Below are 20,716 nucleotides of genomic sequence, written 5' to 3' on the forward strand. Positions count from 1 at the left end.
AAGTAGAGACCCAAATTTACGCGGGCTCTACTTCTATTTTTGTTTTGAAATATTTCCAGTGCTTGTAGCTGACGATGTATTCAGCGACACTTCCATCTGCCAAATAGGAGTGCTTGACTTGTTTGACCGCAGGCTCTCGGAAGCTCAGTTGCAATAAGTTCAACAATTCAGCGTCATCAGGAAAGACGATTTCGTTGGTTTCAACAGAAGCCAATGAGAAAAGGTCGATCGCAAAGTCTTTTCGGACCCGCTCATAAACACTAGCATATTGGTTGAGGTTTTTGGCGATCGGTTCTTTCATCAGCTTCTTCGGCAAATGAGTGATGTGAACCAAGAAAGGAACGTCGCCAAAATAGCGGACTCGTTTGATTCGGTAGTAGGAAGCACTGGCAGCCAATCCTAATTCTTTCAAAATCTCTGGGTCATTTCCTTCTTCCACCGCAAGGACCTTGACCTTTTCTTGGTCCAGTGAATGCAGCTCAATGTCTGAAAACTTCACACTCTGAGATACTTTTGCTTTTGAGACAAAGGTCCCTTTGCCTTGGATGCGATACAGATAGCCAGCACTCGTCAATTCATTCAACGCTTTGACTGCCGTGATCGAACTAACAGAATACATCCGCTTGATATCCGCCTCTGAATAAAACTTATCGCCGGGAATGAATTTATGGTCTTTGATTTCTTGTAAAAGATCTTGCTTGATCTGCTCATACTTTGGCAGCACAGTGGTTTCCCTCCATTCCATATGAATACATCAAGCATAACATGTTAAATCCTTTCCTGCCACTTAATTAGTGTAGAAAATTCGTTGTTTTCCAGTCTATACAGGCCTGAAAAATAAAATTCAATATGTTAAGATATTAGGTTTACGAATGGCTTGCCATGTGGTATAGTATGCTTACAAGGAACATAACATGTTAAGTGGGGCGACCTGCGGAGTAGGAGGGAAATTAGTGGAAAACATTGTATTGATCAGTCATGGCGGCATGGCAGAAGGGGTCAAAAGCAGTCTGGAGATGATCGTAGGCCAGCAAGCAAACGTTCACACCGTTTCATTACGACCAGATAGTGACAATCTGCAATTTGAGAAAGAATTGAACGAGAAAATGAAAGCCCTTAACGGTTCAACATTGATTATTGCGGATTTATTAGGAGGAACCCCGTGCAACGTTGCAGTCAAGAATTATTTAGAGGATGACGAAGTGGCGATCTTAGCTGGAATGACATTGTCCGTAGTGATCGAGGCAGTCGTCAATCAACGAGCGACGATCAAAGAACTGCTTTGCTTAGCCAAAGAAAACATCGTTGATGTCAAAGCAGGGATGAACCAAGCAGAACAAGAGATTTTAGAAGAAAAGCAAGAGGAATTAGGGGATTACAGTGCGTATGCTGGGCAAGAAAATATCGTCAATAGTCGAATCGATGAGCGCTTGATCCATGGACAAGTCGCCGGTATCTGGTCCACCAGTTTAAACACGCAACGGATCATCGTAGCCAATGATGAAGCCGCCGTAGACCCATTACAAAAATCTTCTTTACGAATGGCAGCGCCAACTTCGATGCGACTTTCGGTCCTTCCGGTGGCAACGGCAGCCAAAAATATTCGCGCCGGTCGTTATGGAAAACAACGGTTGTTTTTGCTTTTCAAAAATCCCCAAGATGTTTTGCGTTATATTGAAGCAGATGGACCGATCAAAGCGATCAACGTCGGCAACATGAGCTACAAAGAAGGCGCACGGGAAGTGACCAAAAGCATTCAAGTACTGCCAGAAGAAGAGCCGATCTTTGAAGCGATCGCCGCAAAAGGCATCACCGTCACGGCACAGCTTGTACCCAATGAACCATCGATCGACTTTATGAAGAAATTACGAGGATAAACCAGGCAGGGATTGAATCGAGGAGAATATGTAGCGGAAGATTTGTCAAAAAACGAGTGTTTTTCACGATTTATCTGAGGCGACATAACGATCGATAACTAGCCAGTTAAGACTCGTTCATACAATTAGGAGGAAAATTCATGCATTTAGCAGCGTATCAAATCATTCTTATTACTGTTTATGCTTTTATTGCTATTAATGATTCACTTATTTCCAATACGTTGACCCAACCAGCGATCGCCGGAATGATTTCTGGAATGATCATGGGGGACTTAAAGACCGGTTTGATGGTCGGTGGGACCTTGCAGTTGATGCGTTTGGGGATCGCCGCATTTGGTGGTGCATCCGTCCCGGATTATTTTACCGGCGCAGTACTGGGAACAGCGTTTGCCGTGATCTCAGGAAACGGCGCGGAATATGGCATCGGCTTAGCAGTTCCAGTGTCCTTGCTGATGCTGCAACTGGATGTCGTGGCTCGTTTTTGTAACGTATTTCTACTACACCGGATCGATAGAGCCATCGACAACATGCAAGTCAAACGAATCCCACGGTTAGTTTTATCGGGTTCTTTCTTATGGGGATTGTCACGGGCGATTCCGATTTTATTGATGCTTTTAGCTGGAGATGCAGTCGTTACGACGATTACCGATAACACGCCAGAATGGCTGATGACCGGACTAAAAACCGCTGGTGGCGTCTTGCCAGTCGTCGGAGTAGCGATCTTATTGCGCTACTTGCCAACAAAGCACTACATTCCTTATTTGTTATTAGGCTTCTTTTTAGCTGCGTATCTGCAAGTACCAATGCTCGGCGTTTCCATCATCGGACTTGTAGCAGCAATGTTAGTCTTTAAACGTGATAGCGAAAAAGGCACGGTTGCAACGGCAGCTGCCGGAGATTTTGAAGGAGGATATGATGGCGATGAGTGATCAAAAACTGACAAAAAAAGAGTTGAATACCATTAGCTGGCGTTATATTTTGGCAAGCCAATTAAACTGGAACTATGAGCGAATGATGAGTTCAGGCTACCTTTACGGCATCCTGCCCGTCTTGAAAAAATTCTATGGCCATGATGAAACCCAGCTGCAAGATATGCTGCGGACCCACAATCAATTTTTTAATACCAATGCGATCTTTGGGAACTTGATCATGGGGATCGATGTCGCGATTGAAGAACAAGACGGACACAAAGCCAAAGAAACGATCATCGCCTTGAAAACGGCCTTGATGGGTTCCTTAGCCGGTGTTGGTGACTCCTTGTTCCACGTGATTTGGGGAACGATCTTTGGCTCTGTTGCTGGCACATTGGCGCAAAATGGTTCCGTCGTTGGTTGTGTCATCTGGATCATCGCCAACATCGCGTTACTTTTCGGTCGGGCAGCGTTGCTTCCCTTAGGTTACAAACAAGGGGTCAAATTAGTGACGACCTTGAAAGACAAATTATCTGCCTTCACTAATGCCGCAACCGTTTTAGGGGTCACAGTGATTGGTGCTTTGATTCCCTCTGTCGTTAAAGCGACCGTTCCTTTTGTCTATAAAAAAGACGGCGTCGAATTAGTGATCCAAGACACGTTGGATGCCATCTTGCCATCCCTTGTACCTATCTTGCTCGTCTTGCTGACCTACTGGATGTTAGGCCAAAAGAAACTAAATTCCACTCGAGTGATTTGGATCATCTTGATCTTGTCGATCGTTTTGAGTGCGTTTGGTATTTTGGGTTAAGATTAGCAGTAACAACTGATAGATAAGAATACGTAAATAGAAAAAGAGTGTGGAATATTTTTCCGCACTCTTTTTTTGTGTCTATAGCTAATGAATTTACTTAGAATTTTGAAGAAAGCTGCAAGTGTACTTGTAATGTGTTTTTGGTCACGGATATATATTCTAAATGGAAATTGTTTGATAATATGAAAATAAGTTATAACTTAACAAAGTGATGTTAGATTTGTTTTACGAGAGGAGAGTTTTTATAAAAATGGTTGAATCGAAAAAGAGAAAACTGGAGTTTTACGGGGTCCCATGGTACATTGCTATTTTTTCCTGCGGCGTCATTATCTTAAGCATGTTCTTTGGTGCGTTAGGAACAGATATGCCTAGTGTACTAGCTCTAATGTTGGCATTAGGGATTCCACTAAATGAAATAGGAAAAAGAATACCAATTTGGAACACGTATATTGGTGGAGGATTACTGTTAGCTTTCTTTGGTGCCTCGATCATTGGTACGTATCAATTAATCCCTGAGGAATATATCACAGCAATCGATGGTTTCACTGGAAGCGTTAACTTTTTGACATTATTCATTGTTGTACTGCTTGCCGGATCCATCATGTCCTTAGAGCGTACTATTTTATTTAAGAGCTTTATGGGGTACTTCCCAGCAATTCTAGGCGGATTAGTCCTGGCCATTGCCTTTGGCATTATTGGTGGTATGGTGTTTGGCATTTCACCTAGCGAAATCACAACAAACTATGTGTTGCCTGTATTGGGTGGTGGAAATGCTGGGGGAGCAATTCCTCTTTCAGAAATTTATTCAGAAGTAACAGGAGAACCAAGCGAAATATATTATGGATTCGCAATTATTATTCTGACGGTTGCCAATATTATTGCAATCGTTTTCGCGGCCTTGTTGAACAGGTTGGGCGAGTTGATTCCAAGTTGGACTGGTGATGGCACGACTCTGATGCGGAAGTCATCAGAGGAGAAAATTAAAGTAGAAGACTATACGCCAAATTTGAAAGATGTGGCTGCCGGATTTTTAGTAGCACTTAGCTGTTATGTTGTGGGCTTATTCTTTAGTAACTTTTTATTGCCAACAGTGTTTGGTTTTCCAATCCATCAATTGGCCTATATGGTTATTTTTGTAATTATACTCCAAGCATTCGATGTTATCCCGCTGAATGTTAGAATGGGCGCAAAAAGATTACAGAGCTTTTTCTCTAAACACTTGACCATTTTAATCATGATTGGTGTTGGTGTGGAATTAGATTTGTTCGAATTGTTTGCGGCAATTACTGTTCCTAATATTGTTATTGCTATGTTAGTCGTTCTAGGTGCGACGATCGGGGCAGGATTTGTCGGGTACTTGGTAGGATTTTACCCAATAGATACTGCAATCACCGCAGGATTGTGCATGGCTAATCGTGGGGGATCTGGGGATATTGCTACGTTAGGCGCGGCAAATCGTATGGAATTAATGGCATATGCACAATTGTCCACTAGGCTCGGTGGAGCATTGATATTAATTATTGCAAGTATCCTTTTTTCAATCTTGCTCTAGCAAAATTGAAATTAGAATCCTAGAGAAATCTCCAGAAAATCAGGCAAGTAATGAACGAGGGGATTTTTCGTTCTACGATAGAAGGATATAAAAAAGCAAGTAAATAGGAATAAAGGAGTAAAGCATGAGGAAAAAAATTGACCTGACTGAGACTGTTTTAAGAGATGGTCACCAGTCGTTAATGGCGACTAGAATGACTACCCAAGATATGCTTCCAGCAATTGAACTAATGGATACTATTGGATACCGCTCATTAGAATGTTGGGGTGGTGCAACCTTTGATGCGGCGATTCGTTACCTGAATGAGGACCCATGGGATCGCTTGAGAGAAATCAAAAAGAGAGTAAAGCACACCAAGCTTCAGATGCTGTTAAGAGGGCAAAATCTACTTGGTTATCGGCATTATGCTGATGACGTGGTGGAATCTTTCATCTCTACTGCTGCTACAGCAGGTATAGATATTTTTCGTATATTCGATGCGTTAAACGATACTAGAAATCTAGAGACATCCTTAAAAGCGGTCAAAGCTTCAGGCAAGCATGCTCAATTGACAGTATGCTATTCCATTAGTCCAGTCCATACGGAAGAATATTTCAAACAATTAGCCATGGAGATGGAAGCGATGGGGGCTGATTCTATATGCGTAAAAGATATGGCGGGGATATTGACTCCTTATAAAGCAAGGCAGTTTATTGCTAGCTTAAAAAAGGTGATTTCTATCCCAATTCAACTACACACTCATGCAACAAGTGGAACCGCAGAGATGACTTATTTAGAAGCAGCCAAAGCCGGAATCGACCAATTAGATTGTGCGATTTCTCCATTTGCTGGTGGAACGAGTCAGCCGTCGTCTGAAATCATTAGCTTAGTTTTGAAGGAATATGGATTTGATATAGATGTGGATATGAAAAAGATGACTGAGTTAGCTACCTACTTTAAACAAATAAAAGAAAAGTATGTCAAAGAAGGAATTTTTGATTCTAAGATGTTAGGAATAGAACCCTTAGTTTCATTGAATCAAATGCCTGGAGGTATGCTCTCTAATTTGTATTCTCAGCTAAAAGAAGCAGATGCAGTTCACCAATTTGATACGGTTTTAGCGGAGGTGCCTAGTGTACGTCAAGATTTGGGTTTTCCTCCGTTAGTTACTCCAATGAGCCAAATGGTAGGAACCCAAGCTGTTTTCAATGTTGTTTCTGGAGAAAGGTACAAGATGGTGTCCAATGAAATCAAAGACTATCTCCGTGGAAGATATGGAAAAGCGCCTAGCGAAATTGATGAAAAAATACAGACAAAAATTATTGGGGACGAGAAAGCCACTTATCAACGTCCAGCGGATTTATTACAGCCTGAAATGGCTGAGTTGCGTGCAACTTTAGGGGATTTAGCAAAATCAGAAGAAGATGTATTGATTTATGCTATGTTTCCACAAGTCGGTAAGGCATTTTTAGAAAGAAAGTACGCTCGTCCTGAAAAAAAACAGCTAGGGACTCCTAGAATCACCATACGTAGAATATCAAAGTAAAAAGAAGGTGTAGAAAATGACTGAATCACTGACTATTGATGCAATAACATTGATGTTTGGCTCAATTACTGCTGTTTTTTTCGTGCTGGTAGTTTTGTGGGGGATTCTTTTGTTATCTGGTTATGTATTCGGAAAAGAAGCAATTAATCAAAAAACAGCTACTACTGTTTTGGTACCGAAAAAAAATACGGAAGAAATTGCAGGAGATGAATGGGATGAATTGATTCCAGTTCTGTTAGGGATTGTTATAAATACAGAGTTATCCGAGATAGATTAGCTAAACAAAAAGTAGGGGTGCAGATCATGAAACAGTATGAAGTCGTATTTAATGAAAAATTATATAAAATCACTGTAGAAGAGCTACAGCAAACAGAAGAGACCAGAAAAAATGAACAAAGTATTGAGACTATCAAGTCCCCAGTTACTCCTGAGCGAACGTCTGGTGAGATAGTATCTGCTCCGATGGCAGGGACGGTTCTTCGTTTTGAACAGAAAGTGGGTCAGCAAGTGAAAGCAGGAGATGCTGTGATGGTTTTGGAGGCGTTGAAAATGGAAAATAACATTGTGGCGACCAAAGATGGTATACTTTCAGCTTTTTTTGTCACTGAAGGCCAGTCAGTCAACACGAATGAATCTTTATTTGAGATCCGATAGAAGGAGATAAGGTATGGTTGCTATTTTTAATGAACTGCTTAATGCATCTGGGTTAGCTAACGCTTCCTATAAAGAGCTGCTGATGGTGCTGATTGCATTAGGATTTATCTATCTCGCCGTAGTAAAAAAAATTGAGCCTTTTCTTTTGCTGCCATTGTCCTTTGGTATATTGCTCGCAAACTTACCGCAAAGTGAGTTAATGAATGCACCTTCAGGACAAGAGATAGGTGGGATTCTTTACTATTTGTACCAAGGGATACAGTTAGGAATTTATCCACCGCTGATTTTTATTTGTTTAGGTGCTTCGACAGATTTTAGTTCGCTAATTGCAAATCCCAAAACGCTTTTTTTAGGAGGAGCGGCTCAAGTTGGCATCTTTTTTGCATTCTTTGGTTCACTTTTATTGGGGATGACCCCGCAAGAAGCTTCTTCAGTTGCCATTATTGGCGGAGCAGATGGTCCAACAACTATTTTTATTACAAGTAGGTTGGCTATTCACTTGTTGCCGGCAGTTGCTCTGGCGGCCTACTCATACATGGCATTGATTCCAATTATCCAACCACCAATCATGCGTTTTTTGACAACGAAAAAAGAGCGGCAAGTTGAGATGAAACAATTGAGAGTGGTTACACAGAAAGAAAAAATCCTTTTTCCGATTGTTGTGACACTCTTTGTAGGATTGGTTATTCCATCGGCGATTACCTTAATTGGGATGCTGATGATTGGAAACTTAATTCGAGAAGTCAAAGAACTGAAAAAGTTAGCAGAAGTCTTGCAAAATGAATTGTTATATTTATTAACACTCCTAATAGGATTGACGGTCGGTGCAAGTGCTACTGCCGAAACATTTTTGACAAAGTCAACATTACTGATCACTGTTATGGGGCTGGTCTCATTTATTGCTAGTACTGCCTTCGGCGTTCTGATGGGGAAAGTTATGTGTAAATTAACAAAGCAACAAGTGAATCCTTTAATTGGGGCAGCAGGTGTATCTGCAATGCCAATGGCTGCTCGGGTAGTTCAAAGAGAAGGCAACAAGTACAATTCTAATAATTACTTGCTGCCACACGCTCTTGGACCCAACGTTGCCGGGATAATTGCTACAGCAATTGTTGCTGGGATTTTCCTATCGATCTTTGGTTAGCTGTATCGGATAACCTTAAATTAAAAGAAATAAATCTAGCAGAGTAAAGGAGTCATCTTGAATATAAAATCAGACAATGAACAGAATCTATTGGCCTCGCAGTATCAAATGAATCCACTTGCTTTTGAAATTGCTGCCCTTGCGGAACGGAGTTTATTATACGAAGTTATGAGTTTTCCAAAGCCTGGTCTTGTAACACCAATTTCGTCAGGTGCTCATCGAGATATGGACATGTTTACTTTTATTGATAGTTCGAGTGTATTGATCAAGTACTTTGCCTTAGCAGCAATGAATGGTCTTTCACATCAATCGCCAAAGGAACAATTTTTAGAGTTACGGACATTGGGTGTTCAGGCGGAACAGGAAATGCTTGAAGCTACGGAAGGTGTCAATACACATAAAGGACTTATTTTCTTGATGGGTATTGCTTGTAATGCGGTGGCTAAAGCTTATTTTGAGAAGCGCTCACACGAAGAAATCTCAACGATTATCCGAGACATGACACAAGGAATTGTCAAAAGTGATTTAGCTGCTACAAAAAAACGTGAATATTCTCATGGTGAAAGAATCTACCTGAAGCATGGAATTGCTGGAGTAAGAGAAGAAGCAGAGCAAGGGCTACCCACAGTATTTTTAAGCAGCTTGCCTTTTTATCAGCAAAACGCAGATTTATCAAATCACTCACGCTTGCTCCAAACCTTATTGAAAATCATGACGACCTGTCAAGATACTACAATCATCCATCGTGCCAATAGAGAAGCTTTATTCGAAATTCAAGAATCAGCAAAAGAAATTCTGAGAATCGGTGGTGTGAGAACAAAGGAAGGTCGAAATGAAGTTGACCGGCTTTGTGGGAAATGTCTGATAGACAATATCAGCCCTGGAGGATCTGCAGATTTATTGGCAGTAACTGTTTTCTTTCATTTTACACAAAAGTTCTGGTAGTGATTCAACTTCATTAGAACTAGTGAGGAAATGCGCTGAGAAGAGTGAGATAAGCAACACCGATTATTGCTGTATATAACATAACTTAAGAAAGGACTGACTAGGGAATGATGATAATTAAAAAAAATGCGATTGCAGGTACACTAGAGTCCAGTGATTGCTTAGTAACAATCGAACCGATTGTTAGTGATAAGAATGAGGTAGAAATTGAAAGTATTGTCCAAAAACAGTTTGGTAAAAAAATTGAAATGGTCATTTTTAAAGTGCTCGAATCTGCAGGTGTTACAGGAGTGATGGTACAGATAAATGACAAAGGAGCGTTAGATTGTACGATTAAAGCGAGGGTGATAACGGCACTGCATCGCGCAGCTGAAAGAGAAATCTACAATTGGAAGGAGCTAGATCAATGGAGCAATTAAGAAGAACAATGATGTTCGTTCCTGGTGCTAATCCGGCAATGCTTCGTGATGCTGGATTATTTGGAGCGGATGCGATCATGTTTGATTTGGAAGATGCGGTGGCTATTAAAGAAAAAGATTCTGCTAGGGCTCTGGTCTATCATGCGTTGAAAACATTTGATTTCAGCCACATGGAAACTGTAGTTCGAATCAATGAGACTGGAAATGGTGGCACACAGGATATTGAAGCCATGGTGTTAGCAGGAGTGGATGTGATTCGATTACCGAAAACAGAAACAGCGAATGATATCGTTGAGGTCGATACAATTATTACAGAAGTGGAACAAGAGAATGACATTGAAGTAGGCTCAACGAAAATGATGGCAGCTATCGAGTCAGCTACCGGCGTATTAAATGCAAGAGAAATTGCACTTTCGTCCAATCGTTTGGTTGGTATTGCTTTAGGCGCGGAGGATTATGTAACAAATATGAAGACGAAGCGTTCCGCTGAAGGGCATGAACTATTTTTTGCTCGTAGCACCATTTTACATGCAGCGCGTGCAGCGGGAATCTCTGCTATAGATACGGTCTATTCAGATGTTGAGAATACAGAAGGATTCAAACAAGAAGTAGCTTTGATTAAACAATTAGGCTTTGATGGGAAATCAGTCATCAATCCTCGCCAAATTCCTCTTGTTCATGAAATTTATACACCAAGTGAGAAAGAAATTCAAAATGCAAAAGAAATTATTTGGGCAATTCGTGAGGCAGAGGAAAAAGGGTTAGGGGTTGTTTCTCTTAATGGAAAGATGATAGATAAACCTATTGTTGATCGAGCAAAGCGAGTGATTGCTTTAGCCAAAGCAGTAAAATGCATTGATATAGAGGAGGTTTAAAGTATGGAGATTAATAAAGCTGGAAAAGAAATACCTCAGGAATTTATCAAACAGTACGGCAGTTATGCAGGGGAATTTGAACGGATTTGTCCTTACCAGGAAGCAAGTCGGAAAATAAACCCCGTTCGTCCTAGAGAATCAAAAAAAGTAGCGACAATTCGTGCAGCAATTGAAAAGACTGGACTAAAGGATGGTATGACTATCTCCTTCCATCATCATTTTCGTGAAGGCGATTATGTGATGAACATGGTGTTGAAAGAAATTGCTGACATGGGCTTTAAGAATATTTCGATTGCGCCTAGTTCAATTGCAAATATACATGAGCCGATCATTGACTATATTAAAAGCGGGGTTATTACTAATATTACATCTAGTGGCTTGCGTGACAAAGTCGGTGCGGCAATCTCAGCTGGTATAATGCAAAACCCAGTCATTATTCGTTCCCATGGCGGAAGAGCGCGCGCAATTACTTCTGGAGACATCCATATTGATGTTGCATTTCTAGGCGTCCCTAGCTCAGATGAATACGGAAATGCCAATGGAACAGTTGGGAAGGCGACATGTGGCTCATTGGGATATGCGATGATGGATGCCAAATATGCAAATCAAGTAGTTTTGGTAACGGATACATTGGTGCCGTTTCCCAACACCCCCATAAGTATTCCACAGACAGATGTTGATTACGTGGTGGAAGTAGCAGAAATTGGCGATCCGAAAGGAATTGCTAAGGGTGCTACTCGCTTCACAACGAATCCTAAAGAATTACTGATCGCTGAATATGCGGCAAAAGTGATTACGCACTCCCCGTATTATAAAGAAGGATTTTCTTTCCAAACAGGAACAGGAGGCGCATCTCTAGCCGTATCGAGATTCTTAAAGGATGCCATGATAAAAGATGGTATTACAGCTGACTTTGCTCTTGGAGGGATCACGAATGCAATGGTGGAATTGTTAGAGGAAGGGCTTGTCAAAAAAGTGATTGATGTTCAAGACTTTGATTATCCTTCAACCATTTCCTTAGGAGCGAATGAGCACCATTATGAAATTGACGCAAACATGTACGCATCTCCCTCGAGTAAAGGCGCATTTGTAAACCAGCTCGATACAGCAATCTTGTCTGCTCTTGAAATTGATACGGCGTTTAATGTCAATGTGATGACGGGGTCAGATGGGGTTATCCGAGGAGCTTCTGGCGGTCATTGCGATACAAGTGCAGGCTGCAAGATGAGCTTAATAATTGCTCCACTGGTTCGCGGTCGAATCCCGACAATTGTTGATCAAGTTAATACGGTGATTACCCCAGGAACGAGTGTAGACGTGGTAGTGACAGAAATTGGCATCGCGATTCATCCAGATAGACAGGATTTGATTGAAGCTTTTGCTAAATTAGACATACCACAATACACAATCAAGGAGCTAAAAGACATCGCTTATGGAATTGTTGGCGATCCCGAGCCTATTCAATACGGGGAGAAGGTCGTCGCTTTAATTGAATACCGAGATGGAAGCATCATAGATGTTGTGAAAAATGTTTAGTGATTTTTTTGATGGACCGAAAGTCTCCTTAGAGGAACTTTTGTCTGCTCGAGAGAAAAGAGCGACTAAACAACGAAATTTACTAGAAAACGAAAAATATCCGTTGTTGTCTGTAACTATGAATATTCCGGGACCAGTGAAAAATACAGATGCTCTGTCTCTTATTTTTGAGTATTTCCTGAAGCTGCTTGAAAGAGAACTTTTACCATTTGTTGTGTCAAAAGAAGTCTATTCTCAAAAAAGAACTGGGAGCGAATACTATGCTCTGGTTGATTTGGATGCGAAGATGCTGAAAAAAAAATGGTGCAGTTAGAAGAGATAACGTTGTTAGGTCGCCTGTTTGACCTTGATGTCATTGTTTTAAAAACAAATCAACCAGTTAGTATCAGTAGGAAAGAAATAGATCATACAGCTAGAAGCTGCTTTGTTTGTCAAGAGGAAGCCAAAGTTTGTGGACGCAGTAAAAAGCATTCTTTGAATGAGTTACAAACAAAGATCTATCAAATAGTCCAAGAAGCATCAAGAACCTGAATCTATTGATAGTTGAAAAGCCAGCTAACAGTAAACAAATTCCTTACTCGAAAGACTTCCTTTCAAAAAAATCATAAATAAATTTGGAAATTATTGTCCTTTTGAGTATTGGATTTGTTTATATGCAGTAACTGCTTTTAAAAGTATAAATCGATGAGTGGGGTGAGGTTCATGCAGGAGAAAAAATTTATTTCAAAATATGATTCCTGTAATCGCGAAAAAGTTCGTAATTTTTTAGAAAACTATGAGCTTTATTTTGACGAAGCGATAGAGTTTACAATAGCATACTTTGCGGATGGAGAAATAATCGCTACCGGATCGTATGATGATCAAGTAATCAAATGTTTGTGTGTAGCAGATGAATATCGTGGCTATGGATTGACAAGTGCGATTGTATCAGAGTTGATAGCTGAACAATATTCTAACGGTATTACACATCTTTTTGTATACACGACACCTAAAAATCGCTCTGTCTTTGATGCTTTTCACTTTCATGAAATAATTGAGATCCCGAATAAAGTTTTAGTTATGGAAAACAAGAAAGATGGTTTGAAAAAATATATTACTAGGTTGAAAAAAAATAGTATTAAGGGTCAAAAAGCTGCGGCATTAGTAATGAATTGTAATCCTTTTACCAATGGGCATCGTTTTCTTATTGAGAAGGCTGCCAAAGAAAACGAGCACGTCTACTTATTTATAGTGATGGAAAATCGTTCAGAATTTTCTGCTGAACAAAGAGTAGAGCTGGTAAAAACGGGGACGCAAGACTTAGAGAATGTTTCTGTTTGCGAAGGAAAAGATTATATTATTTCGAAAGCAACCTTTCCTACCTATTTCTTTAAAAAGCAAGAAGATGTAGTAGCCATTCATGCGGAACTAGATGCTACGATTTTTGCAAAACTAATTGCGCCAAGACTAAACATAACTCGTCGTTATGTTGGTGAGGAACCGCTGTGCCTAGTAACGAATCAGTACAACCAAGTGTTGGCAAACATTTTGCCTCAGTTTGGAATAGAGGTGAAAGTAATTCCAAGATTGAAGGAAGCTGATGAGCCAATCAGCGCCTCGAAGGTGAGAAGTTTATTAGCCCAAAAAGACTACGATGGCGTAACAAGATTAGTTCCCAAACATAGTGTTGATCAGCTGATTGACTTTTGGAAGCAGAATCAATCCTCAAATGTTTAGTGTATAGTCCCAATTGTCAATCATACATAGGACTTTGCAGAATGCATTCAATTGAGGAGGAAGCTATATGTTAGTAAATAAATATCTAAGTTTACAAATGCAACTATTGGTAGAAAGTCTACGTAATGAAATAAGAGAAAAAACAGATAAACCTTTGAATCTAATCATCTATGATGGAATTCGTACTGCTATAATCCATGGTAAGTTATCTAAAGGTGAAAGAATAAACGAAAAATACCTTTCGAAAGTACTAAATATTAGTCGGACGCCGATTCGAACCGCATTAAAGAAGTTGTTTGAAGACGGGATATTGAGTTATCAGTCTCAAATTGGCTATACAGTGAAACAAGTGTCTGTGAAAGATGTTTTAGAAGTATATCAAATCAGACAAGCACTTGAAACGATAATTTTTACAACAGCAGCACAAAATATGACAAAAAAAGACTTTGATAAGTTAGATAAATTGTTGATAAAAACTGAAAATAAAGAGAAAAATGGCGACTCTCGTGAGGTCATGCATTTATTTATAGAATTTCATCATTTCATTTTAGCGCACTGCCGCTTGTATCGAGTAGAGGAGGTTTATAAGCAAGTCGAAGAATATATGGACTGTTTTCGTGATTTTTCTTTAAATTCACCCTTAAGAAGAAAACAGGCTGTGATTGAACACCGTCTACTATATTTTGCTATGTTGACAAAAGATGATACGGTGATCGAAAGTACGATTTGTGATCATTTAAATTTTTCGAAAATATTTATTTGTGAAAAAATCGAAGAAGAGAATGCCAATCAAAAAAACGAAGAAAAATAACTATAATTAAGCTATGAAAAGATAGTCTAATTAATGTAATCGCTAACAATACACTGGATACTGTGAAGTCAATGATACTAGCTGGCAAATGAGGGGAGCTTGAATAATCAAGGATGAAATTTATTGGTCATGAAATAGATATTGAAACATTGATGTATTCGATTTTCATTGTATATAGTATTATTTTGCTTGCTTTTGGTATTATGCTTGAAGGAGTTTTAGGAATTTATCAAGGAATGCATCAAATTATTCAGTCCCCTAGTCAGCTATTAACTGACTACATTGTCGTAGCCAACCTAGGTAGTGTATTTTTTAATAGTGGTTTAATGACATTGATTAGTACGTTGATTGCAGTAAAAAAGAAAATACCTGGAACGGGTTTGATGATAGCAGCTCTTTTTTCTGTCTCAGGCTTTTCATTCTTTGGGAAAAACTTGTACAATTCGATCCCTATTTTTATAGGTGTTTTGCTATATGCTAAACTTGTTAAAGAATCAGAACGAGACTATATTATAACAGGTTATTTTGGGAGTTCGTTATCTCCAGTAGTCAGTTACATGACTTTTGGATTAGGTCTAGGCTTTCTAAAAGGAATGATTCTTGGTATGAGCGTCGGATTATTCATTGGTTTGATTTTACCCAGATTAGCTAAGCATTGTAAAAAATTCCATAAAGGATACTCATTGTATAATGTTGGGTTCACATCAGGTTTTCTAGCGATGATTTTAACAAATCTATTACGTCTATCTGGATGGGAAATAGAAGATACCTATCTTGTTTCTTCAATACATTCGAGGGAACTTTTTCTCTTCTTATTTTGCGTGTTTTTAGGTTTGTTTCTCATTGGCTGGTATGTTAACGAAGCGAGTATTGCTGGAATGAAAAGGATCTTCCAATCTACTGGAAGGGAAGAAGCTGATTTTTCTATAAGTGCAGGGTTGGGTGCCACATTTATGAATATGGCAATTTTTGGTGGTGGACTAATAATGTATGTTTATTTTATGGGCGGTGTATTTTCAGGACCAATAGTGGGTGCTGTTTTAACTGCTACAGGATTTGCGGCTTACGGGAATCATCTGGGAAACAGTTTGCCGATTCTGATTGGGGTAGTACTTGCTTCACTCCTAGCCCCAATCCATATGCCTGATCAAACTGTGGTATTAATGGCAGCGATCTTCGGCACGACTTTAGCACCTATAAGTGGAAAATTTGGTTTTGTTCCAGGGATTTTAGCTGGTTTTATCCATCTGTCTTTAGTGACGAATGTTACGTACCTTCATGCCGGCCTGAATTTGTACAATAATGGCTTTGCGGGTGGTTTTGTGGCAGCTTTTCTTGTTCCGCTATTACAGGAGTCAATATTTACACGATTTTCCAGAGAGCGTGTTGAAAACATCTAAAATTTGAAGATTATCCTGTTTTCAAAAGAATGAATGGAGGCAATGTCGATGCATCTTTATAATAAAAATCTCCTGTAATGATCGACTTTCGTCATTACAGGAGATTTTTATTATATCAGTTTATGTTATAGTCTCAATATCAAAAATATAAGAAAAAATAGTAATTGAATTCATTGTTTTATATGAAAAAGGTGATTGAAAGTTCCATTATGATGATTTGCAGATATTTTCCATTCGCAATAAGTTAGCTTTTTATTCTCACTTTGTAATGAGAGATGTTAATTTAATCATGAGCTGTTGTTAGTATAGAATCTAATAGATCTCCTTTTTCCTAATTGTAGTAGATGAGTAATGGTTATACATCAAACACGTATTTTTTAGCTATATGTCTTCAATTATTTTTTTTCCAAAAGGCGATAGTTCCTCAAATACTGCTTCTTGTTGTAATTTTTTTAATTTATGTTCGGTTCCTTCAATCGTTTCGAAATTTGTAATCTGATTACGCACTTTTAAAATATCTTCTTTAGGGAACCCTAAATCAGTTAATATTCGTTCATAGCCATCACTGGAAGTTGAGTAGTTTTTAATCATGTTGATACTCTGAATAAAAGCACGATTATCAATTGGATTAAATAACTTTTTACTGTCAAATAATTCATAGATAGCTACTATTTTTATTAGTTTAAATTTAATGAATTCGTCAATTTTGAATAGTGTATCTATAAAAATATTAATATCATTAGCTGTACATGTAGGGAATGTAGTTGTGAATTTTGTAATCACACTTTTCATGCCGTTACGCGAAATTAGAAGGAGGTACACAGGATCAATAGGAATGTACGGGCTATTATTCATTTCAGAAGTTGCGAACGAATACTCAGATATCTTCAAATATCGGAGATAGTTATTCTCTTCGTTCAACAATTTATATTTAATGTCATGGATAACTTCCCATTCTCTAGACTCTAAAGTCAAACTATCGTAGTTATCAATAAAACGTTGAAGTATCTTAAATTCAATACCGGCTTCAATTATATCTGAATATTGAATATTATATTTATGTGAAAGTATTTGAGTTAAATCTGAAATGTTTTTATCTATTTCTGTATTAGCTTGCTTATCTAAATATAAACTTTCGTCTTCTTTATCCTTAGTAAGTATATCTTCATCTTCATAAAGTATGTTTAATTCAATCCATTTATTAGGATTATATAATTCCCAAGTCTCTTTTTTTGTTATATAAACTTTTCCAGGTTGTGGATTCTCTATATTTAATCTACCAACTCGACCAATTAAATTATTAAGTTCAAAAACTCCTCGAGGTTGATCATAAACTACCAAGCTATTGGTTGGTGTATTTACACCTTCAATCAAAGTACTTGTGCAGAGTATTGTATGAATACTACCATGCGCATATTCATTTTCAATATATTTTCTTAAAAAGGTAGGCGTCTTCCCATGATGAATTCCAATTCCTTTTTTCAAACAGCTAACATAGTACCAACTGGGATGAACATTTTCTGATATCCAATCAACTATTTTTTTATCAAATTCTACGACAGGCAAGTCAGGAGGTGTTTTTCTTAAAAATTTAACAATATTGTCAGGAGAATCAAAATAAATAAATCTTTTATCTTCAGGATTTCCATAATAACTTTCAAAATTTTCATCAAACTCTACCTCATTGTAGACTAAGTTGAGATTAGTAATGAATTTTTGTATTTTCATTTTTGATCTGGAGAAACTTACATTTTTTATAAAAGGTCCTAATAGTAGTACTTTTTTAGATCGTTCAATTAGGTACTTGTATATGTAATTCATTTTAATAAGTCGAGAATTATTTTTATTAGTTTTTTTATCTGCATTCAACTTATAAATTTCATCATAAATCAAAAAATCAATATATCGTTCGTCTAAATATTTTTGAAATAACTGAGCGCTTATTCTTTCAGGAACAACAATAATAATTTTTTTAGTATATTGATAATATTGCTCTAACTCTGAATCAGATGTTATAAGAATGAAGGTATCTTTAAAATATAAAAAACATTTTCTTCTTAGTTCATTCATTAAAGCTATTGTAGGAACAACAAATATAATGTTATTTAGCATATCTTTATTTCTGGCAATGTGTTCTAGAGCAATAAATGTTTTTCCGAAACTTGTAGGAGCACTTACAAATAAATTTTCTTTTGAGAGTATATTTAGACACGTTTCTTGTTCCTTAGTAAGGATTATTCTTTCATCCAACAAAGATAGTCGGATTGCTTTTCCAAATCTATCAAAAAAACTATAGTCTTTAGAATATATATCCAAATCAGTAAAACTCAAGAATGCATTATTCACGTTTTTTTTATTGTATATGTCATAGAGTAGTTCATTTCTGATATCTCGAATTGAACTATTTAAATACAACAAGTCATCACTGGACATAATATTGGTTTCCTCTCAATATAGATTGTTTTTTGAAGCTTTCAAGAAATTCGGATTTACTTAAAATTGGTAACACAAATATAATAACTTCAAAACTTTTTTTCAGTTCTATTAAACCATTGTTTTTTTTAAGACATTTCAGAACGTCTTCTTCTTTGAATATATTATCACAAATTAAAAAAAGCACTAATTTTTCATTAACATCATCGGTAATTTCAATAATTTCATCATTACTTTTAGTTTTAATATTTCTGAAAAGCTCTGTTTTGTGATCAATATTCTCTTGTGTTACTTCATTATGTTCTTTAAGGGAATCTACCGCTTTATTTATTGCTTTGGTCAGATTTGTATAAAACTTTGCTTCTAGATAAAAAATTTCCTTTTTTGATGGCACATAAATAGTACCGTCATTTCCATAAGCAGGCATTTTAGGATTGCTTTTTAATACTAATTTTGGATATAAGTATTTTACAGAATTGTTATCACTTATATAGTTACTAACTAAGTGATGCATAAGAAATTCGCCAATATCTCCGTGTAAGACGGATAAATCGGTATCCAATTCGTGCTTACTAATAAATCCGATAGATTGCAATGCGCTATAATATTTTTTTTTCAATAGTCGCTCTTCATACTTATGAATAGATGGATTGTAAGAAGATGCAATGTCTAAAACAATAGTTTGGTCAAATAGAATATCATTTAGTTTTTGAAAAAGAGTAACTTTGCTACTTATAATTTCTTCCCAGCAAAAATATCTCAATTTTATTTTGTTTAAAAGTTCACCAATGTTTTTACTTATAAAATGATCGTTACATGTAAGGGTATTTTCTTTATAATATATATGTTTCTCATAAGTATTAGTTTTTACAAGTCCTAAGTCATATAATATAATACTTTGAATTTCCTCATTTACTTTACTAAAAAAAAATTCAGAGGATGCATTTTTTGAAATTTTTCCGACACTATAATGAACTTGCTTATTGGAAGAACTATAACATACTATAAAAAATAAGTGTTCTTGAAATTTACTATATTTTTTATGAAAGTTTTTAACTTCGGCTAGTTGTTTATGCTCAAAAATTGGATGAGGATGAGTATCAAAATAATTAAATACTCTCTGGTTAGTCGTATAATGGAGTAAGACTTGCAAAAAATTACCTCCCACATTTTAGTAATTAGAAAGAATATTAGGTATCGAATTTATTGACGTGTACTTATAGAAGATTTATTTCTGAGTAATAATCTTTTATATTTTTATCGCTTTCGGAGCAAGTATGTGTTGTTTTGACAATCTAGTTGAAATCTTATGCTACGAAGAACATTATATATGAAAATAATAATTACAAGGGATGGTTTATCCTTAAATAGTTGAAAAAGTGAAGAGAAGATTACTCATAAAAAAGAATAGATTGAGTAGCATCCGAATTCAAATTGTCTAAAAACATAAAAAGTAAAATTTTTTAATCAATCAATTAATTAAAGTGAAATACCGAATAAATCTGAGCTGGGATGAGCTTTGTTCTGGCTAGTTTTGATTTTCATAAACCATTCGGCTGAATGAATAAAGCACCAAAAAATAGGCTAAATATAACTAGCTAGCTTCTGTCATAACATTAAAATGAGCATAAAATTTTTGTGTTGAATCAATCTCGGATTATCTGAATAAATAAAGAAATTGCCTTCTATGATTTAGATACTAGAGAGACTTTTTATGGTGCTAATTTACTTATAATCACAAGAGGTCTGAGTTTTTTTGGTGAGTATCGACGGCTGGTAATTGTATTATTTTAGGGCGATTTATTACTTATTATTTCTATAATAAACGGTGAAATAATTTGCATTTTTAATGATTATTAATTAATATTCTTTCAAAGCTTTTTTAAATAATGCAAATACTCAATAGGAATAATTCTGTTTGTGGAAGTTCTTTTACCTTCTGTAGCTACACCTATGACTCTGTTTTGTCTATCTAATACAGGCCCCCCGCTATTACCCCCAAAAATAATGGCTCTTCGACATTTAGTGTTGGTAGAGAAAAATACAACTGAAAATTTAGTCATAACCAGTTAGGCAGCGTGCTTAACTGGTTTTTGTTTTACTT

At 37.1% G+C, this 20,716-nt stretch carries 19 protein-coding genes and 1 pseudogene; 16 read left to right on the forward strand and 4 right to left on the reverse strand.

Annotated features, from left to right (window positions below):
* Positions 1-16: 16 nt before the first annotated feature.
* Complete coding sequence (locus tag ACIPK1_RS08925; RefSeq protein WP_034878155.1) at positions 17-724, reverse strand: GntR family transcriptional regulator; 708 nt, start codon at positions 722-724, stop codon at positions 17-19.
* A gap of 190 nt (positions 725-914) precedes the next feature.
* On the opposite strand from ACIPK1_RS08925, the gene ACIPK1_RS08930 reads away from it, so the two are divergent.
* The 16 genes and pseudogenes from ACIPK1_RS08930 (at position 915) to ACIPK1_RS09005 (ending at position 16,179) form a co-directional block, all read left to right on the forward strand.
* Positions 915-1,877, forward strand: a complete 963-nt coding sequence (locus ACIPK1_RS08930; RefSeq protein ID WP_301387547.1) for a PTS mannose/fructose/sorbose transporter subunit IIAB — start codon at positions 915-917, stop codon at positions 1,875-1,877.
* Positions 1,878-2,017: 140 nt separating this feature from the next.
* Positions 2,018-2,806, forward strand: a complete 789-nt coding sequence (locus ACIPK1_RS08935; protein ID WP_005226797.1) for a PTS sugar transporter subunit IIC — start codon at positions 2,018-2,020, stop codon at positions 2,804-2,806.
* Positions 2,790-3,599, forward strand: coding sequence for a PTS system mannose/fructose/sorbose family transporter subunit IID (locus tag ACIPK1_RS08940; protein WP_005226799.1), 810 nt, complete (start codon positions 2,790-2,792; stop codon positions 3,597-3,599). The genes ACIPK1_RS08935 and ACIPK1_RS08940 overlap by 17 nt, the downstream gene beginning before the upstream one ends.
* A gap of 253 nt (positions 3,600-3,852) precedes the next feature.
* On the forward strand, positions 3,853-5,154 hold the full coding sequence (locus ACIPK1_RS08945; RefSeq protein WP_142971765.1) for a 2-hydroxycarboxylate transporter family protein: 1,302 nt from the start codon (positions 3,853-3,855) through the stop codon (positions 5,152-5,154).
* Positions 5,155-5,278: 124 nt separating this feature from the next.
* Entirely contained in the window at positions 5,279-6,679 is a 1,401-nt protein-coding gene (locus ACIPK1_RS08950; RefSeq protein WP_142971764.1) for an oxaloacetate decarboxylase subunit alpha, read from the forward strand.
* Positions 6,680-6,695: 16 nt separating this feature from the next.
* Complete coding sequence (locus ACIPK1_RS08955) at positions 6,696-6,956, forward strand: OadG family protein (protein WP_142971763.1); 261 nt, start codon at positions 6,696-6,698, stop codon at positions 6,954-6,956.
* Positions 6,957-6,982: 26 nt separating this feature from the next.
* On the forward strand, positions 6,983-7,333 hold the full coding sequence (locus ACIPK1_RS08960; protein ID WP_142971762.1) for a biotin/lipoyl-containing protein: 351 nt from the start codon (positions 6,983-6,985) through the stop codon (positions 7,331-7,333).
* A gap of 13 nt (positions 7,334-7,346) precedes the next feature.
* A complete protein-coding gene (locus tag ACIPK1_RS08965) occupies positions 7,347-8,477 on the forward strand; it encodes a sodium ion-translocating decarboxylase subunit beta (protein WP_142971761.1) in 1,131 nt (376 codons plus the stop codon).
* Between the two features lie 57 nt (positions 8,478-8,534).
* Positions 8,535-9,422: a triphosphoribosyl-dephospho-CoA synthase CitG gene (gene citG / locus ACIPK1_RS08970; RefSeq protein WP_221887583.1), complete on the forward strand. Its 888-nt coding sequence runs from the start codon at positions 8,535-8,537 to the stop codon at positions 9,420-9,422.
* Positions 9,423-9,532: 110 nt separating this feature from the next.
* Positions 9,533-9,841 (forward strand): citrate lyase acyl carrier protein, encoded by a 309-nt coding sequence (citD, locus tag ACIPK1_RS08975; protein ID WP_142971788.1) that lies wholly within the window; start codon positions 9,533-9,535, stop codon positions 9,839-9,841.
* Complete coding sequence (citE, locus tag ACIPK1_RS08980) at positions 9,829-10,716, forward strand: citrate (pro-3S)-lyase subunit beta (protein ID WP_142971760.1); 888 nt, start codon at positions 9,829-9,831, stop codon at positions 10,714-10,716. Before citD ends, citE begins: the two co-directional genes overlap by 13 nt.
* 3 nt (positions 10,717-10,719) lie before the next feature.
* On the forward strand, positions 10,720-12,252 hold the full coding sequence (gene citF, locus ACIPK1_RS08985) for a citrate lyase subunit alpha (protein ID WP_142971759.1): 1,533 nt from the start codon (positions 10,720-10,722) through the stop codon (positions 12,250-12,252).
* Positions 12,245-12,783, forward strand: a pseudogene (gene citX / locus ACIPK1_RS08990) (citrate lyase holo-[acyl-carrier protein] synthase). Before citF ends, citX begins: the two are co-directional and overlap by 8 nt.
* Positions 12,784-12,954: 171 nt before the next feature.
* The gene (citC, locus tag ACIPK1_RS08995) at positions 12,955-13,968 is read left to right on the forward strand and encodes a [citrate (pro-3S)-lyase] ligase (protein ID WP_301387557.1); all 1,014 of its coding nucleotides are present in this window, start codon (positions 12,955-12,957) and stop codon (positions 13,966-13,968) included.
* Between the two features lie 67 nt (positions 13,969-14,035).
* On the forward strand, positions 14,036-14,779 hold the full coding sequence (locus tag ACIPK1_RS09000) for a GntR family transcriptional regulator (RefSeq protein ID WP_142971756.1): 744 nt from the start codon (positions 14,036-14,038) through the stop codon (positions 14,777-14,779).
* Between the two features lie 113 nt (positions 14,780-14,892).
* Entirely contained in the window at positions 14,893-16,179 is a 1,287-nt protein-coding gene (locus tag ACIPK1_RS09005) for a DUF1576 domain-containing protein (protein ID WP_142971755.1), read from the forward strand.
* A gap of 381 nt (positions 16,180-16,560) precedes the next feature.
* On the opposite strand, the gene ACIPK1_RS09010 is transcribed toward ACIPK1_RS09005, so the two are convergent.
* From ACIPK1_RS09010 to ACIPK1_RS09020, 3 genes are all read right to left on the reverse strand, one after another.
* Positions 16,561-18,612, reverse strand: a complete 2,052-nt coding sequence (locus ACIPK1_RS09010) for a DEAD/DEAH box helicase (RefSeq protein WP_142971754.1) — start codon at positions 18,610-18,612, stop codon at positions 16,561-16,563.
* Complete coding sequence (locus ACIPK1_RS09015) at positions 18,602-19,765, reverse strand: Hachiman antiphage defense system protein HamA (protein ID WP_301405298.1); 1,164 nt, start codon at positions 19,763-19,765, stop codon at positions 18,602-18,604. The genes ACIPK1_RS09010 and ACIPK1_RS09015 overlap by 11 nt, the downstream gene beginning before the upstream one ends.
* 718 nt (positions 19,766-20,483) lie before the next feature.
* A complete protein-coding gene (locus ACIPK1_RS09020) occupies positions 20,484-20,675 on the reverse strand; it encodes a trypsin-like serine protease (RefSeq protein WP_400450555.1) in 192 nt (63 codons plus the stop codon).
* Between the last annotated feature and the right edge of the window lie 41 nt (positions 20,676-20,716).

The organism is Enterococcus sp. NPDC086594 (genome assembly GCF_044746145.1).
GTDB classification, from domain to species: Bacteria; Bacillota; Bacilli; order Lactobacillales; family Enterococcaceae; genus Enterococcus_D; species Enterococcus_D entomosocium.